This window comes from Streptomyces sp. NBC_00249 (assembly GCF_026342355.1).
Classification (GTDB): Bacteria; Actinomycetota; Actinomycetes; order Streptomycetales; family Streptomycetaceae; genus Streptomyces.
Genome location: NZ_JAPEMV010000002.1, coordinates 875374 through 891463 on the forward strand (window position 1 = coordinate 875374; position 16090 = coordinate 891463).

Here is a 16090-nt window from a genome sequence, read left to right on the forward strand (position 1 = left end):
CCCGTTCCACCCCGTTCCGCCCCCAGAAGCTCTGGCCAATAAAGTTGCTGTAAGTGACGCTCAGGGCGCATGATCCGCCCGTGATCCTCAACCGTCCCGCCCGCGCGCTCGCCAACCGCTGGGCCCGCACGCGCTTCGACCCCGCCGCCTTCGGGCTCGTCCCCCGCGAGCGGCTCGACCCCCGCGCCGCCGGCCCGGAGACCGACCCCGCCCGGCGCGCCGAACGCCGCCGGGTCGCCGAGGCCGCCCACGAGGGCGAGTGGCGCACCGTCGCCGCCCACGTCCGCGCGGCCGGGGCCGACTGGGACGAGCGCTGGACCCGCCTGGAGATGCTGATCCACGTCGCCGAGGGCGACGACCGCTGGCTCACCGACTGGCGCACCGCGGAGCCCGCCGACGGGGACGCCGGCACGGTGTACGCGTACCTGCTGGTCAGGCGGGCGTGGGCGGTGCGCGGTGCGGCGTACGCGCGGGACGTGCCCGAGCAGGACATGCGGCAGTTCCAGGCGCAGCTGCCGGCCGCGATGGCCGCCGCGCAGCGCGCCGCCGACCTGGCCCCCGGGGACCCGGGCCCCTGGGTCGTCATGATCACGGCCGCGCGGGCCATGTCGTACACGCACAGCCAGTTCTCCGACCTGTGGCGCAACCTCCTGCACCGCGCCCCGCACCACGCCGCCGCGCACTGGCAGGCCCTGCAGTACTGGTGCGCCAAGTGGCACGGCACCGAGGAGCTGATGCTCGACTTCGCCGAGCTCACCGTGGCCGGCGCCCCGCCCGGGAGCATCCTGCCCGGGGTCTACCTGCACGCGCTGGACGAGCTGCGGATGCCGCTGCGCGGCGCCCGCTCCGCGCAGCGCCGCGCCGTCCTCACGGACGTCGCCGCCCGGCTGGAGACCGTACCGGCGGGCCACGAGGACCTCCCGGCGCTGCGCCACCGGCTCGCGCGACGCCTCCTCGAGGCCGGGCTGCACGAGGCCTCGCTCGAACAGTTCCGGCGGATCGGCCCGTACTGCGGCGCCGCGCCCTGGCGGGACGATCCGGCCGGTCCGGCCGTCGCCTTCGACCTCGCCCGCGGCCGCGCCGCCCACGGGGCCCGCAAGAACCGCTGAACCTCCCGTACCGCCTTCTCCGTCCCCTGGGAGATCCGTCCTGATGGGCGCTTCACTTCGCGCACTGCGCGCTCTCGTCCTGCTCTGCGGCTTCTACCTGCTGAGCCTCGTCCTGCTCGCCCTCCTCGGCCTCTTCGACTGGGCCGTGCTGAGCTGGGTGCACCACGCCGTCGCCGCGAAGATCGTCTTCGGTACGCTCCTCCTCGCCGTCCCGATCGTGCGCGGCCTGTTCATGCTCCGCGCCCCCGCGCGGGAGCCGCTGCCCGGCGTCCCCGCCACCGAGGACCAGGAGCCCGGCCTGTGGCGGGCGGTGCGCGAGACCGCCGCCGAGGTCGGCACCCGCGCCCCCGACGAGATCGTGCTGACCGACGAGGTCAACGCGGCCGTCGCCGAGGACGCCCGGCTGCTGGGCCTGCTCCCCGGCACCCGCCGCCTCTACCTGGGCCTGCCCCTGATGGCGGGCCTCGACGAGTTCCAGCTGCGCGCCGTCCTCGCCCACGAGATGGGCCACTACGCCCATCTCGACACCCGCCTGACCCCCCTCGTCGCACGCGGCAGGGACCACCTGGAGCGCACCGTCGAGCACCTCCGCGCCCGGGCCGACGGCAAAGAGGCCAAGGAGCGCGCCCGCCAGGAGAAGCGGGCGGCGAAGCGGATCGCCAAGGGCAAGAAGGCCAGGGCCGTCGACACGGAGGGCGAGGGGTTCACCTACCGCGTCATGGCCTTCGTCTACACGCTCTACGGCGCCTTCTACATGCGGGCCACCCTCGCCGGGGACCGCCGCCAGGAGCTCGCCGCCGACCTGGCCTCCGTACGCGTCGCCGGCCGCGACTCCGCCGCCTCCGCGCTGCGCGAACTGGCCGCCGTCAAGTCCGCGCACGGCTTCTACCTCGGCTCGTACGCCACCCTCGGCGTCCGCGCCGGGCTGCTGCCGCTGCCCGGCCAGTTCCACGGCGGCTTCCGCCTGCTCCTCGACGCCCGCCGCGAGGAACTGGACGAGCTGCGCACCGAACTGCCCACGAAGCCCGTGACCCCCTTCGACTCCCACCCCCCGCTCGCCGAGCGCGTGGCCCGCATCGAAGCCCTCCCGGACGACGGCCGCGCCCCCCGCGCGCCCCGCCCGGCGCTGGCGCTGCTGCACGACGCGGACGCGGCGATGGCCGCGCTGGAGCCCGTCACGCTCAGCCCCGAGGCCCTCGCCCTGGAGCGGCTGGACTGGGCGGACCTGGTCCACACGAGCCTGACCCGCTACGCCGCCCAGGACGCGGCCGGGGCCCGCGAGGCCGTCGCCGCCGAGGGCGCGGGCCCCGACCTGGCCGCCCTGCTCACCGCCCTCGACACCGACCCGCAGCTGCGCGGGCGGCTCGCCGAACGGCTCCCGAAGTCCGCGGAGGCCGCCGCGGCCACCGGCCGCACGGCCCGCGAGTACGCCCGCTCGGCCCTGCGCGCGGCCCTGGAGCTGCTGGTCACCGCCGAACTCACCCAGCGCGGCGCCGCCCGCTGGCAGCTGTCCTGGTCCGGCCCGGCCACCCTGCGCCTGCCCTCCGACGGCTTCGCGGACCGGCTGGAGGCCGCCCTCGACGCCGCCGTCCACGACGCCCCCGACACCGAACCCCTGCGAAAGCTGGTCCTCGCCCCGTGATGATCGTCCTCGCCGTCCTCGGCGTCCTGCTGCTCGCCGGCGCCCTCTACGTCTGCCGCGGCTTCTTCCTCATCGCCGTGGCGAAGTCCCTCAACGCCCGGGCCGAGGCCACCATGGCCGAGACCGCCGAGCTGAACGCCCGCACCGCCGAGCTGGAGGCCGAGACCGCCGACCTGGAGGCCCGGGCGAAGGCCTCGAAGGCCTCGAAGGCCGTCGCGCTGGGCTTCGTACCCGAGGAGGAGCTCGACACCACGCTGTGGGCCCCGCGCACGCCCGAGCGGCAGACCGTCCTCGACGCCCTGCGCGCCGGCGACTGGGAGGCCGGCGCGGCCTACGTCGAAGCCGCCGGACAGGAGTGGGAGGAGCGCTGGCAGCGGGTCGTCGCCCTCGCCGACCTGGCCGCCGAGGACGACGACGCCTGGCTGCTCGCCTGGCGCGCCGCCCGGCCCGCCGACCCGGTGGCGGCGGTCGTCGGCGCGGAGACGGGCGTACGGGTCGCGTGGAACGTCCGCGGCCGCAAGCGGGCCTCGTACACCACCCAGGAACAGTTCCGGCTCTTCGGCGAACTCCTGAACACCGCCCAGCGCGCCGCCCACGAGGCCCAGCACCTCGCCGACCCGGCCGACCCGCTCCCGTACATGGTCGAACAGCACATCGGGCACGGCCTGGGCTACTCCCACGAGCGCTACCGCGCCCTGTGGGAGCAGATCACCGCCCGCGACCCGAAGGTGCTCTCCGCGCACACCAACGCGCTGGAGTACTGGTGCCAGAAGTGGCGCGGCTCGCACGCCCTGGCCCACGCCTTCGCCGCCGAGTCCGCGGCCGCCGGTGCGCCGGGCGACCTGCTGTCCCTGCTGCCGCTGATCGCGTACTTCGAGCAGGAGCAGCACGAGCGGGACCTCCTGCCCGAGACCTGGTACCAGGAGCCGGGGATCACCGCCGCCGTGGACGCCGCCGTCCAGGACCTGGCGGAGGCCGGCCCCGGGCACCCCGGCCTGGCGCGGATGCGGCACATGCTGGCGTACCTGCTGTTCTGGCAGGACCGGGACGCGGACGCCGTCGAGCAGTTCCGGCACGTCGACGGGTACATCGGCACGGTCCCGTGGTCCTACGACCCCTCGCCGCGCCGGCGCTACCTGTACGCCCGCGACTGGGCGATCGACGTGACGACACCGGAGGCCTGATCCGGGGAATCCCGGGAATCCCGGCCCGCTCCCATCCGTTGTCTCCCGTATAAGGAGGGAATCCCCATGTTCTCGTACCGCCGCACGCCCGAGCTCCCCACCCGCGAGGAGGCCCTGAAGGGCCGCACGCAGGCACAGTTCTCCCTGCCCGAGCGCCACACGGTCCTCGGCAACCCCCTGGCCGGCCCCTACCCCGCGCACCTCGAAGTGGCCGACTTCGGCCTGGGCTGTTTCTGGGGCGCGGAGCGCAAGTTCTGGCAGACCCCCGGGGTGTGGACCACCCTGGCCGGCTACCAGGGCGGCTTCACCGAGAACCCGTCGTACGAGGAGGTGTGCTCGGGGCAGACCGGCCACACCGAGGTCGTCCGCGTGGTCTTCGACCCGGCGCAGGTCTCCTACGCCGCCCTCCTGAAGCTCTTCTGGGAGTCCCACGACCCCACCCAGGGCTTCCGCCAGGGCAACGACGTCGGCACCCAGTACCGCTCGGCGGTCTACACCCACTCCCCGGCCCACCAGGCGACGGCGGAAGCCTCCCGCGAGGCCTACCAGCGCAACCTGACCGCCTCGGGCTACGGCGACATCACCACCGCCGTCCTCCCGGCGACGGACCGCCCCTTCTGGCCGGCGGAGCCGTACCACCAGCAGTACCTGGACAAGAACCCGGCGGGCTACTGCGGCATCGGCGGCACGGGCGTCTCCTGCCCGATCGGCGTGGCCCCGGCGCAGTAGCGGCCCCCCACGCACGACCACCCCGGCCCCGGCAGGCCCGCGCCCCTGCCGGGGCCGTTGCGTGGCGCCGGGGCGCCGCCTGCCGATGGCAAGGAGTCGCGGGGCCTCCTCGGCAATACCGTCCTGGTCGGCAACGCACTGCCGTCGAGCCTCCGGCGCTCGCTGGCGTTCACCCCCGGCCAGCAACTGACCCCGGACCGCCCCCGCGCGTCAGGCCGGGGTGACGGCCCGTTCCAGGAGGCCGTGGAGGACGCGCTGTTCCTCCTGGGTGATGCCGGACAGCGGGGAGTCCACCGCGAGGAGTTCGAGCAGGCGGGTGCGCAGTGCGGTGCCTTCGGGGGTGAGGACGAGGTGCTTGGCGCGGCGGTCCGTGGGGTGGGGGTGGCGCTCGACGAGGCCCTGCTTCTCCAGCTTGTCGACCACGAAGGTGGTGTTGGAGGGTTCGCAGCTCATGCGTTCGGCGAGGTCCCGCATGGTCATCGGCCCGGTCATCTCGCGCAGCGCGGTCGCCTGGGAGGCGGTGAGGCCGAGGGTGGCGGCGCGTTCGCGTACGTGCTCGGCGATGCGCTGGGCCAGTCCGTTCACCAGACCGCACAGCTGTCGCTCCGCGATGGCCTGCTGGTCCGGTGACGTCGTCATGGCACCACCCTATCAAATCCATCAAGGCGAAACATTTACAGCTTGAATGATTCGAACTTGATGCTTATGGTTGGCGTCGCCGCCCCGGGACACCCTCAGCAGCGGCCTGACGACCCATCACAATGGAGAACCCATGCCTGAGTTGACGGCACACCAGGACACCCGGCTGAACCGCCCCTCGGGGATCCGCTCGATCCAGCTGGGCGACACGAAGGTGTCGTACGTACCGGACGGCGACGTACGCCTGCGCCCGCTGCCCCTGCTCCCGGACACCACCGACGAGGTGTGGGCCGCGCACCCGGAGTACCTGGACGCGAACGGCCACCTCGTGGCGAGCGTCGGCGCCCTCCTCGTGGAGCACGGCGGCCGCGCCCTGCTCATCGACGCGGGCTTCGGCCCCCAGACGTACGAGGCTCCCGACGGCCCCCTCGGCGTGATCCACGGAGGCGCGCTCCCGCAGAGCCTGGCCGAACTCGGCCGCACGCCCCGGGACATCGAGGCGGTGGCCTTCACCCACCTGCACTCCGACCACCTCGGCTGGGCCTTCCGGCCCGAGTTCGCCCACACCGAGTACCTGGTCGCCGAGCCGGAGTGGGCCGGGCGCGACGACCTGGAGAGCCAGGAGATCGTCGAGCGGGTCGCGGCCCTCGCCCCGCGCGTGCGGACCGTCACGGACGGGCAGGAGGTCTTCCCCGGCGTCACCGTGCGGATCACCCCCGGCCACACCGTCGGGCACGCCGAGTACGTCATCACCGGCGGCGGACGGCGCCTGATCGCCTTCGGTGACGCCGTGCACTCGCCGATCCAGATCGACCGCCCCGACTGGTCCTCGGCCTTCGACCACGACCTCGCCGCGACCGCCGGCCACCGCCGCCGCCTCGTCGCCGAGCTGGCGGAGCCCGGCACCATCGGCTTCGGCATCCACTTCGCCGACGTCGTCTTCGGGCACGTCCGCCACGACGGCGACGGCCCGGCCTGGAAGCCCCTGGACGCCTGAAAGCTCCGTGCCGCTTGACCCTGACACCGGCGGCAGGGTTGTCCGATGGGGTCATGGACACCACGCACAGCAGCGCGAGCGGACAGCGGATCATCCTCGTCACCGGCGGCGGCACCGGCATCGGCCGGGCCACGGCCCGGGCCTTCGCGGAGGGCGGCGACCGGGTGGTCGTCGTAGGACGCCGGCCCGGCCCGCTCGAAGAGACGGCGGCCGGCCACGCGGGCGCGATCCACCCGCTCCCGGACGACGTGAGCGCCCCGGGCGGGCCCGAACGGATCGTCGCGCGGGTGCTGGAGACCCACGGCCGGATCGACGTCCTCGTGAACAACGCCGGGATCGTCCGCGGCGGCCCCCTCGGCTCCCTGACCGCCGAGGACGTCTCCGCGCAGCTGGCCACCAACCTGGTGGCGCCGGTGCTGCTCACCCAGGCCGCCCTGCCCGCCCTGGAGGCCGCCGGGGGCGGGGTCGTCGTGAACATCAGCACCGCCGTGGCGCAGCGCGGCTGGCCGGGCAGCTCCGTGTACGCCGCGTCCAAGGCCGCCCTGGACTGCCTCACCCGCAGCTGGGCGGTGGAGCTGGCCCCGCGCGGGGTCCGGGTCGCGGCGGTGGCGCCCGGCGCGGTGGAGACCCCGATCGGCGAACACCAGGGGCTGAGCCCCGAGCGGCAGGCCGAGGTGCGGGCCTGGCAGGTGGCCCGGACCCCGCTGGGGCGCCTGGGGACGCCCGAGGAGATCGCCTGGGCGGTGTGCCGGCTCGCGGACGCGCGGGCCTCGTTCCTGACGGGGGTGGTGCTGTACGCCGACGGGGGCGCGTCGGTGGCCTGACAGCATGGGGTCATGCTGATCGGCGAACTGGCCCAGGCCACCGGGACCACCGTCCGCGCGCTGCGCCACTACGAGCAGTCCGGGCTGATCTCCTCGTCGCGGGCCGCGAACGGCTACCGCGTCTACGAGGACGGGGCCGCCACCCGCGTCGGGAACATCCGCACGCTCCTCGACGCCGGGCTCACCCTCGCGGACGTGGCGGTGTTCCTGCCGTGCCTGGACGGGGACGTGGCCGCCGGGCCGCCCTCCCCGGGGGCGCTGGAGGTGGCCCGGCGGCGGCTCGCCGTCCTGGAGGCCCGGGTCGCCGCGCAGACTGCGGCCCGCGACCGGCTCCGCGCGGCCCTGGAGGGGGCCGGTCAGCGCACAGACATGCGGACCTGACCGTCCGGGGCCGGGTCCCCCGGGCGAAACCGAACCGGCCGACCTGCCAAAATCGTTCGCGGTCCGCACCTCCCGCTCGACCCCAAAACCCCTGGCCAGAGCTGTCCGTGCCAGGGCGGTGACCTGCGGTGCCGCTCAGGCGGTGGGCGCGGTTCGGGCCGGCCGGGGCGACGGCGGCCGGCCGGCCGGGGCCAGTGCTCCTTGCCGGGGCCCGGCGAAGGCTCCTAGGGTCCGGCCATGAGCATCCCCACCGAGGCGATCGGCAGCATTCCCCGACCGCCCGCCCTGCAGGCCGCCCTCGCCGACCACGCCGAAGGACGCCTGGCCACAGACGAGTTGACGAAGTTGCAGGAGCAGGCGACGGCCGAGACCCTGGAGCGGCTGGAGCGGCTGGGCTCCCCCGTCCTGGTCGACGGCGAGCAGGCCAAGCCGAGCTTCGTCACCTATCCCCTCGCGGGCCTGACCGCCCTCGCCCCCGACGGCGCCGTGATCCCCTTCGCCGACGGGCACACCCGCCAGCTGCCCCGGCTGACGGCCGGCCCCTTCCGCTACGGGGTCCACGCGGACTCCTACCTGCGCAGCGCCCGCCGTCACACCGACATGCCGGTCAAGCAGGCGGTCATCGCCCCGTCCGCCCTGAGCCTGCTGTACCCGGCCGACGGCATCGAGGGCTACCCGCGCGAGGAGTTCCTGCGCGACCTCCGCGACGGGGCCGAGGCCGACATCCGGCGGTGCCTGGAGGCCGGCGCCCACGTGGTGCAGCTGGACTTCACCGAGGGCCGCCTGTCCCTCAAGCTCGACCCCAGCGGCGGCCTCCTCGACGAGTTCGTCGCCCTCAACAACGAGGTGCTCGGCCGGTTCGGGCAGGCGGAGCGCGCCCGTCTGGGCGTGCACACCTGCCCGGGCGGCGACCAGGACTCCACGCACAGCGCGGACGTCGACTACGCGCAGCTGCTGCCGAAGCTGTTCGCGCTGAAGGTCGGGAACTTCTACGTCCAGCTGGCCGGCGAGGCGGACCCGGAGCGGGTGCTGCGCATCATCGCCGACCACCTTCCGCCCGGCGCGCGGGTGTTCGTCGGGGTGACCGACCCGGTCGATCCGGTGGTCGAGACGCCGGAGCAGGTACGCGACCGCGTGCTGGCCGCTGCCCGGCACATCCCGGTCGCGCAGCTGGGCACCTGTGACGACTGCGGCTTCTCACCGTTCGCGGACGACACCTCCACCTCGCGCGAGGTGGCCTTCGCCAAGATCGAAGCCCGCGTCCGGGGCACCGCCCTGGCCTCCGAGGCCCTGGGCCTGTGATCCGCCCCGGCCCCGCCCTTCCCGGGCGGGGCCGGTCCCCCGCGGCCCTGGAGGGGGCCTCTCAGATGGTCGAGGCGTCGATGACGAACCGGTAGCGGACGTCACCGGCCAGGACCCGCTCGTAGGCCTCGTTGACCTGGGCGGCGTCGATCAGCTCGATCTCCGAGCCCAGGCCGTGCGCGGCGCAGAAGTCGAGCATCTCCTGGGTCTCGGCGATCCCGCCGATCATCGAGCCGGCGAGGGTCCTGCGGCCGGTGATGACGGAGAACAGGTTCAGGGAGACCGGCTCCTCGGGGGCGCCGACGTTCACGAGCGCGCCGTCGACCTTCAGCAGGCCCAGGTACCGGTCGAGGCCGATCGGCGCCGAGACGGTGGACAGGATCAGGTCGAAGCGGCCGGCGAGCTCCTCGAAGGTGCGCTCGTCGTTCGTGGCGTAGTAGTGGTCGGCGCCCAGCTTCAGGCCGTCCTCCCGCTTGCGCAGGGTCTGCGACAGGACGGTGACCTCCGCGCCGAGCGCGTGGGCGATCTTGACACCCACGTGGCCGAGGCCGCCGAGGCCGACGACCGCGACCTTCTTGCCGGGGCCCGCCTGCCAGTGCCGCAGCGGCGAGTACAGGGTGATGCCGGCGCACAGCAGCGGCGCGGCGACGTCCAGGGCCAGGGCGTCGGGGATGCGGACGGTGTAGTTCTCGTCGACGACGACGTGGGTGGAGTAACCGCCGTAGGTGGGCTCGCCGTTCCTGTCGTACGCGTTGTACGTGCCGGTCGCGCCCTGGACGCAGAACTGCTCCTGGCCGGCCAGGCACTGCTCACAGGTGCGGCAGGAGTCGACCAGGCAGCCGACGCCCACCCGGTCCCCGACCGCGAACCGGGTGACGCCCGGCCCGGTCTCGGCGACGACACCGGCGATCTCGTGGCCCGGGACCATCGGGAAGATGGCCTCGCCCCAGCCCTCGCGGGCCTGGTGGATGTCGGAGTGGCAGATGCCGGCGTACTTGATCTCGATGAGGACGTCGTGCTCGCCGACCGGGCGGCGCGGAATCATGACCCGCTCCAGCGGGGCCTTGGGGGCGGGGGCGGCGTACGCGGCGGCCTGGGTGATGACGGACATGGGGTGCTCTCCTCCGACGAGGACGCCGGCCTTGCGGCCTCGCGGCCTCGTGGGCCCCGGCGTCCGTTCTGCTGTGCAGCTGGTGCGACGGAGCCCACGATGCCGTGATCCGCGCGGGTCACCCAGGCCCCTGTCGTTCCTAGGACCGCCGGACCTACCACTGGGAGGGTCAGGCTCAGGCCCCCGCCCGAGGGGCCCGCCCGGGGATACTGGCCCCATGGACCAGCTTGATCAGCGAGCCGAGCTCGGCGAGTTCCTGCGCACCCGGCGCGCCCGGCTGCGCCCCGAGGACGTGGGCCTGCCCGACTACGGGCGCCACCGCCGGGTACCCGGCCTGCGCCGGGAGGAGCTGGCGCAGCTGGCCGGGGTGTCGGTGGCGTACTACACCCGCCTGGAACAGGGGCACGGGCAGAACGTGTCGGCGGAGGTCCTCGACGCCATCGCGCGGGCGCTGCGCCTGGACGACACGGAGTCCGCGCACCTGGCCCGCCTGGCGAGCCCGCGCACCCGCCGCCGCGGCGGCACCCGGCGCCCGGAGCAGGTCCGCCCGCAGCTGCGCACGCTGCTGGAGGCGATGGGCGACGTACCGGCGTACCTGGTGGGGCGGCGGCAGGACGTCATCGGCTGGAACCCGCTCGCCGCGGCCGTGTTCGGGGACTTCGGCGCGCTGCCGCCGGCGGAGCGGAACCTGGTCCGGTTGGTGTTCCTGGACCCGGCGACCGCCGAGCTGTACGCGGAGTGGGAGTGCCGGGCGTGCGAGGTGGTCAGCAACCTGCGCCTGTACGCGGGCCGGCACCCGGACGACGAGCAGCTGTCGGCGCTGGTCGGCGAGCTGTCGGTGAAGAGCGAGGAGTTCCGCCGGCTGTGGGCGGCGCACACGGTCGCGGACAGGAAGACGTACGGGGTGAAGCAGCTGCGGCACCCGCTGGTCGGGCGGCTGGCGCTGTCCTTCGAGACGCTGGCGCTGCCCGACGACCCGGCGCAGTCCCTGGTCACCTTCCACGCCGAGCCGGGTTCCCCCTCGGCGGACGCGCTGCGGATGCTGTCGTCGTGGTCGGCGGCCCCGCCGACGCCCGGACCGCAGCAGTCCCGGGCGGCCGCCCGGGGGCCCGCCGGGGAGCCCGCCTGAGCCTGGGCCCCGGGCCGGTTCAGAGCTTCAGCTGGAAGACGGCCGCGCCGCGTTCGCGCCGGTAGCCGAGGGCTTCGTTCACGGCGCGCATCGGGGCGTTCTCGTCGGCGACCGTGGTGCCGATCCGGCGCAGCGCGGGGTGGCGGGCGGCGGCCTCGGCGAGCATGCGCAGTTTGACGGCGCGGCCCAGGCCGTGGCCCCGGTGGGCGGGTACGACGACCGTGTCGTACTGGAGCGCGCGGCTGCCCGCCGGGTCCGGCAGCACCAGCACCGTGTACGCCGCGACCTCCCCGGCGGGGGTGAGCGCGGCGACGGTGGTGAGCTCCCCGCCCCGGTCCACGACCAGCTGCTGCACCGCGCGGACCCGCTCCCCTGTCCAGGGGGTGAACTGCTCGTCGCTGTCGCCGCTCGGCGCGTCCTCCATCGCCCCGTGGGCCGCCGCGGCCGCCGGGGCCCACTCCTCGGGGACGGGGCCGTGCCAGGTGATCAGCTCGTACCCGGGGGTGTCCGGGACCTCCGGGGCGGCCCCGGGCAGCTCCTGGACGTACCAGGCCATCCGCAGGACGTCGGTGAAGCCGAGGGACTCCGCGAAGGCCTGCCCGGGGCTGTCGAGGTCGGCAACGGTGGCCACCGAGGTCCGGCCCTGCGCGAGCAGCTCCTCGCGGACCCGCCGCCACAGGGCCGTGCCGACGCCGCGGCGGCGCGCGTCGGGGCGTACGGTCAGCTCCTCCAGGAACGCCGTGCCGGTGTTGCCGGCTTCGGTGAAGAGCAACAGCGCGGCCTGCCCCTCGCCGTCCTGGGCGGCCCAGTGCGCGAGGCGGCCGCGGACGGGCGGGACGGTGAGCCGTCCGGCGCACTCCACCCGGGCGGGGGCCGGCAGCCCGGGCAGGGCGGCGGCGTCGGCGGCGTGGGCGGCGACCTGCACGGCCCACCAGGCGTCGATCTCGGCCTCGGTCGGGGGCACGGACAGGCTCTTGATCATCGTCATGGACGGGACCCTAGGCGCGGGTCGGCCCGGACGCAACGAACGGCGGGGAGCCCCTTTTTCGGGGGCTCCCCGCCGCATGTCCGTCGCGCGTGCCGGTCAGCGCATGTCCGTCAGCACATGTCCGTCAGCCTCAGGCGGACGGGCCGGCCTTCCACTCCGCCCAGCTCATGTTCCAGCCGTTGAGGCCGTTGTCGGGCTTGATGGTCTTGTCCGGGGAGTTCACCACGGTGACCACGTCGCCGATGAGCGTGTTGTCGAAGAACCAGGCGCCGGGCTGGTCGGGGTCGTTGGCACCCTTGGCGTCGTTCAGGCCCACGCAGCCGTGGCTGGTGTTGACCTTGCCGAAGATCGAGTCCGATCCCCAGTAGTTGCCGTGGATGAAGGTGCCGGACGTGGACAGCCGCATCGCGTGCGGGACGTCCTTGATGTCGTACTCGCCCTTGCCCTCACTGTTCTTGAAGCCCACGGTGGAACCGTCCATCCGGGTCTCCTTGAACTTCTCGGAGATCACCATCTGGCCGTTGTACGTGGGGTTCTCGGGAGAACCGGCGGAGATCGGGATGGTCTTGAGGACCTGCCCGTCACGGGTGACCGTCATCGTCTTCGCCTTCACGTCGACGGTGGAGACCTGGCTCCGGCCGACCTTGAAGGTGACGGTCTTGTTCTGCGCGCCCTGGATGCCCGGGGCGCCCTGCACGCCCTGGAGCGCCAGCTTCAGGGTGATCGTGGAGTTCGCCTGCCAGTACTGCTCCGGACGGAAGTCCAGGCGCTGGTTGCCGAACCAGTGGCCGACGACTTCCTGGCCGCTGCTGGAGGTGACGCTGATGGCCGCCTGGACGGCCTTCTGGTCCTTGATCGGCTTGTTGAAGGTGATCGAGACCGGCATGCCCACGCCGACCGTCTCGCCCTCCTCCGGGACGAACGAGCCGACGAAGCTGTTCTCCGGGGAGAGGGTGGTGAAGGAGGCGTTCTCGTGCGCCTCGCGCCCGGCCTCGTCCTTCGCGGTCGCCGCCAGCGCGTACTTGGTCGAGCGCTTCAGGGCGGTGTCCGGCTTCCAGCTCTTGCCGTCGGCGGCGATCTTGCCCGCCACCACCGCGCCGCCCTCGGTGCTCTTCAGCTCGACCTTGGTCAGCGTCCCGTCGCTGACGGTGACGTTCGCCCCGTCGTTCAGGGCGACGTTGGTGGAACCGTCCTTGGGCGCGATCGCTATTCGGGCCTTGGAAGCGTCCTTGGCCGCCGCGGCGTCCACGTCCGCCTGCGACTTGCCCGTCTCCGAGCTGTTCCCCTGCGACTTTTCGGCACCCCCGCCGTCATTGCAGGCCGAAAGCATCAGTACGCCGCCGAGCACGGCGGACGCGGCCACCAGGGACCTTCGCCGCCGCTTGCTGTACGTCCTCACACGTCACTCCATCGTTGCCGGAAACCCCGAGGCTGCATTCCCGGGATCGGGCCGGGCAGGGGGGATCACCCCCTGCTCGTCCTGACAACGCGTTAACGACGCGGAACGGTTCCACATTCCGTTCGAATGTGTGCAACCCCACGGTCAGGCGTTGTCGGCCTCTTCTTCGAAGGCACCATCTTCCTCGTCGATGTCCCACTCCAAGGACTCGGGGTCGTATTCGACGGGTTCGCTGCTCCAGGAGGCCTGTGCGAGCTCCACCCCGGGCAGCTCCACGACCAGGTCCGTGGGGTCCACCAGGTAGGCCAGGGCCTCCGATTCGTCCTCCCGGACCGCCGCCTCGGCGTGCCCGCGCTCCTCGTCCGGCATGAACTCGTCGGCCTTGATATGGGCGAGAGCGGCCCCGGTGAGCGCGTCGGCGTCGGTCACTTCGAGGACCAAATCCACCCGAAGCCGGACGTATCGTGAGGTGTCAGAAGGGTTCATACGACGGAGAGTAAGCCCGCGACAGCCTCGACTTTCCCACGACCCGCCCCTTTCACTAGCATCTGCGCACACGGCCAATTCGCTGCTTCCGCAAGGGGGATCGCACCGTGCCCGCACGCCGACCGCTGCTCACCGCTCTCGGAGCGACCACCCTCCTCGCCGCCCTGTGGTTCGTCCCCTCGGCGAACGCCACCGCGCCGCAGGACGCGCAGGGCGCCTCCGCCGCGCCCGGCGCCGCCAACACCGGCCCCGACGCCGCCCGCACGGGCACCGTCATCGACGCCGGCGACGGGAACGGCGCCGCCGCGGGCGGCGATCCCGTCGCCACCCTCACGCTCGCCGACACCGGCAGCGTCGACACCACCCCCTACGTCCTGGGCGGCACCCTGTGCCTGGGCCTGGGGGCCGGCTTCGTCACCTTCTCCGTACGCCGCTCCCGCGCCCTGTAGACGCGACGAAGGGCCGCACCCCGACGGGGTGCGGCCCTTCGATGATCCGACGCGTCAGGCGAGGGGACCCGTCACCGGCTCCACCGCCGCGACCAGCCCGCCCGCGCGCACGAACGCGTCGGCTGCGGCCAGGTCAGGGGCGAGGAAACGATCCGGCCCAGGACCCTCGACACCCGCCGCCCGCGCCGCCGCGATGGCGGCCTGGCTGGCCGGGGCCGGGGTGAGCCCGTGGCGCAGCTCGATGGCCCGGGTGGCCGCGTACATCTCGATCGCGATGATCCGCGTCAGGTTGTCGATCGCGGTACGCAGCTTGCGCGCCGCCGACCAGCCCATGGAGACGTGGTCCTCCTGCATGGCGGAGGAGGGGATCGAGTCGGCGGAGGCCGGGACCGCGAGCCGCTTCATCTCGCTGACCAGGGCGGCCTGCGTGTACTGGGCGATCATCAGGCCGGAGTCCACGCCGGCGTCGTCCGCGAGGAACGGCGGCAGGCCGTGCGAGCGGTTCTTGTCGAGCAGGCGGTCGGTGCGCCGCTCGGCGATCGAACCGAGGTCGGCGGCGGCGATGGCCAGGAAGTCCAGGACGTACGCGACGGGCGCGCCGTGGAAGTTGCCGTTGGACTCGACGCGCCCGTCGGGCAGCACCACCGGGTTGTCGACGGCGGCGGCCAGCTCGCGGGAGGCCACCAGGGCGGCGTGCGCCATGGTGTCGCGGCCCGCGCCGGCGACCTGCGGGGCGCAGCGCACGGAGTAGGCGTCCTGCACGCGCGGGGCGGACTCCTCCTGGAAGTGCCCGGTGAGCCCGGACCCCTTCAGCACGGCGGCCATGTTGGCGGCGGAGGCGCCCTGGCCGGGGTGCGGGCGGATGGCGTGCAGCTCGGGCTGGAGGACCTTCTCGGTGCCGAGCAGCGCCTCCAGGGTGAGGGCGGCGGTGATGTCGGCGGAGGTGTACAGCTTGCCGAGGTCGGCGAGGGCCATGACCAGCATGCCGAGCATGCCGTCGGTGCCGTTGAGGAGGGCGAGGCCCTCCTTCTCGCGGAGCTCGACGGGCTCGATGCCGTGCTCGGCGAGCAGCTCGCCGGCGGGGCGGACGGTTCCGTCCGGGCCCTCGGCGTCACCCTCGCCCATCAGCGCGAGGGCGCAGTGGGAGAGCGGCGCGAGGTCGCCGGAGCAGCCGAGGGAGCCGTACTCGTGGACGACGGGGGTGATCCCGGCGTTCAGCACGTCCGCCATGGTCTGGGCGACGGAGGGGCGCACCCCGGTGTGCCCGGAGGCCACCGTCTTCAGGCGCAGGAACATCAGGGCGCGCACGACCTCCCGCTCGACGCGCGGGCCCATGCCGGCGGCGTGCGAACGGACGATGTTGCGCTGGAGCTGCGCGCGCAGCTCGGGGCTGATGTGCCGGGAGGCGAGGGCGCCGAAACCGGTGGAGACCCCGTAGACGGGCTCGGGCTTGGCGGCGAGCGCGTCGACGATCTCACGAGCGCGGCCGAGGGCTTCCAGCGCCTCGGCGGACAGCTCGACCCGCGCGTTGCCGCGGGCGACGGCGATGACGTCCTCGGCGGTGGTCCCGGACGTCCCCACCACGACAGTGTGCATATCCATATTCAGCACCCTACGGACTGAATCCCTTCATGTCACTAGCCGAACTGTCACGATCAAGCAGCCCGCGTACCCCTTACGGCGGAGCGGCAAGATCCAGCCAGATCCAACCCCGTCGGCCA

The 16090-nt window shown here is 73.6% G+C and carries 16 protein-coding genes; 10 read left to right on the top strand and 6 right to left on the bottom strand.

Features of this window, described 5'->3' with window-relative positions:
* Nucleotides 1–80 precede the first annotated feature (80 nt).
* The 4 genes from OOK31_RS12800 to msrA all read left to right on the top strand — a co-directional run bounded on the left by OOK31_RS12800 (nt 81) and on the right by msrA (nt 4664).
* On the top strand, nt 81–1109 hold the full coding sequence (locus OOK31_RS12800) for a DUF4034 domain-containing protein (RefSeq protein ID WP_267012569.1): 1029 nt from the start codon (nt 81–83) through the stop codon (nt 1107–1109).
* A gap of 43 nt (nt 1110–1152) precedes the next feature.
* The gene (locus OOK31_RS12805) at nt 1153–2751 is read left to right on the top strand and encodes a M48 family metalloprotease (protein WP_267012570.1); all 1599 of its coding nucleotides are present in this window, start codon (nt 1153–1155) and stop codon (nt 2749–2751) included.
* The gene (locus OOK31_RS12810) at nt 2748–3935 is read left to right on the top strand and encodes a hypothetical protein (protein ID WP_267012571.1); all 1188 of its coding nucleotides are present in this window, start codon (nt 2748–2750) and stop codon (nt 3933–3935) included. The genes OOK31_RS12805 and OOK31_RS12810 overlap by 4 nt, the downstream gene beginning before the upstream one ends.
* Before the next feature lie 66 nt (nt 3936–4001).
* Nucleotides 4002–4664 carry a peptide-methionine (S)-S-oxide reductase MsrA gene (msrA, locus tag OOK31_RS12815; protein WP_267012572.1) on the top strand — a complete coding sequence of 221 codons (663 nt, stop codon included), beginning with the start codon at nt 4002–4004 and terminating at the stop codon, nt 4662–4664.
* A gap of 210 nt (nt 4665–4874) precedes the next feature.
* Here msrA and OOK31_RS12820 read toward each other — a convergent pair whose 3' ends face one another.
* On the bottom strand, nt 4875–5303 hold the full coding sequence (locus tag OOK31_RS12820; RefSeq protein WP_267012573.1) for a MarR family winged helix-turn-helix transcriptional regulator: 429 nt from the start codon (nt 5301–5303) through the stop codon (nt 4875–4877).
* Nucleotides 5304–5436: 133 nt separating this feature from the next.
* On the opposite strand from OOK31_RS12820, the gene OOK31_RS12825 reads away from it, so the two are divergent.
* The 4 genes from OOK31_RS12825 to OOK31_RS12840 all read left to right on the top strand — a co-directional run bounded on the left by OOK31_RS12825 (nt 5437) and on the right by OOK31_RS12840 (nt 8807).
* Complete coding sequence (locus tag OOK31_RS12825; RefSeq protein WP_267012574.1) at nt 5437–6300, top strand: MBL fold metallo-hydrolase; 864 nt, start codon at nt 5437–5439, stop codon at nt 6298–6300.
* Between the two features lie 53 nt (nt 6301–6353).
* Nucleotides 6354–7124 (top strand): SDR family NAD(P)-dependent oxidoreductase, encoded by a 771-nt coding sequence (locus OOK31_RS12830; protein WP_267012575.1) that lies wholly within the window; start codon nt 6354–6356, stop codon nt 7122–7124.
* A gap of 12 nt (nt 7125–7136) precedes the next feature.
* Nucleotides 7137–7505 carry a MerR family transcriptional regulator gene (locus tag OOK31_RS12835; protein WP_267012576.1) on the top strand — a complete coding sequence of 123 codons (369 nt, stop codon included), beginning with the start codon at nt 7137–7139 and terminating at the stop codon, nt 7503–7505.
* Nucleotides 7506–7742: 237 nt separating this feature from the next.
* The gene (locus tag OOK31_RS12840; RefSeq protein ID WP_267012577.1) at nt 7743–8807 is read left to right on the top strand and encodes a cobalamin-independent methionine synthase II family protein; all 1065 of its coding nucleotides are present in this window, start codon (nt 7743–7745) and stop codon (nt 8805–8807) included.
* 61 nt (nt 8808–8868) lie between these two features.
* Here OOK31_RS12840 and OOK31_RS12845 read toward each other — a convergent pair whose 3' ends face one another.
* Nucleotides 8869–9918 carry an NAD(P)-dependent alcohol dehydrogenase gene (locus tag OOK31_RS12845; RefSeq protein WP_267012578.1) on the bottom strand — a complete coding sequence of 350 codons (1050 nt, stop codon included), beginning with the start codon at nt 9916–9918 and terminating at the stop codon, nt 8869–8871.
* A 217-nt stretch (nt 9919–10135) separates the two neighbouring features.
* Here OOK31_RS12845 and OOK31_RS12850 point away from each other — a divergent pair, with 217 nt between their 5' ends.
* Nucleotides 10136–11047 carry a helix-turn-helix domain-containing protein gene (locus OOK31_RS12850; protein ID WP_267012579.1) on the top strand — a complete coding sequence of 304 codons (912 nt, stop codon included), beginning with the start codon at nt 10136–10138 and terminating at the stop codon, nt 11045–11047.
* Between the two features lie 19 nt (nt 11048–11066).
* On the opposite strand, the gene OOK31_RS12855 is transcribed toward OOK31_RS12850, so the two are convergent.
* The 3 genes from OOK31_RS12855 to OOK31_RS12865 form a co-directional block, all read right to left on the bottom strand.
* Nucleotides 11067–12035 (bottom strand): GNAT family N-acetyltransferase, encoded by a 969-nt coding sequence (locus tag OOK31_RS12855; protein WP_267012580.1) that lies wholly within the window; start codon nt 12033–12035, stop codon nt 11067–11069.
* A 130-nt stretch (nt 12036–12165) separates the two neighbouring features.
* Nucleotides 12166–13434, bottom strand: a complete 1269-nt coding sequence (locus OOK31_RS12860; RefSeq protein WP_267012581.1) for an Ig-like domain-containing protein — start codon at nt 13432–13434, stop codon at nt 12166–12168.
* A gap of 144 nt (nt 13435–13578) precedes the next feature.
* Nucleotides 13579–13863 carry a hypothetical protein gene (locus OOK31_RS12865; protein ID WP_267012582.1) on the bottom strand — a complete coding sequence of 95 codons (285 nt, stop codon included), beginning with the start codon at nt 13861–13863 and terminating at the stop codon, nt 13579–13581.
* Nucleotides 13864–14027: 164 nt separating this feature from the next.
* Between OOK31_RS12865 and OOK31_RS12870 the strand changes: the two genes are divergently transcribed.
* On the top strand, nt 14028–14369 hold the full coding sequence (locus OOK31_RS12870) for a hypothetical protein (RefSeq protein ID WP_267012583.1): 342 nt from the start codon (nt 14028–14030) through the stop codon (nt 14367–14369).
* A 54-nt stretch (nt 14370–14423) separates the two neighbouring features.
* Here the strand turns inward: OOK31_RS12870 and hutH are convergent, their stop codons facing one another.
* Nucleotides 14424–15965, bottom strand: coding sequence for a histidine ammonia-lyase (hutH, locus tag OOK31_RS12875; RefSeq protein WP_267012868.1), 1542 nt, complete (start codon nt 15963–15965; stop codon nt 14424–14426).
* Nucleotides 15966–16090: the final 125 nt, after the last annotated feature.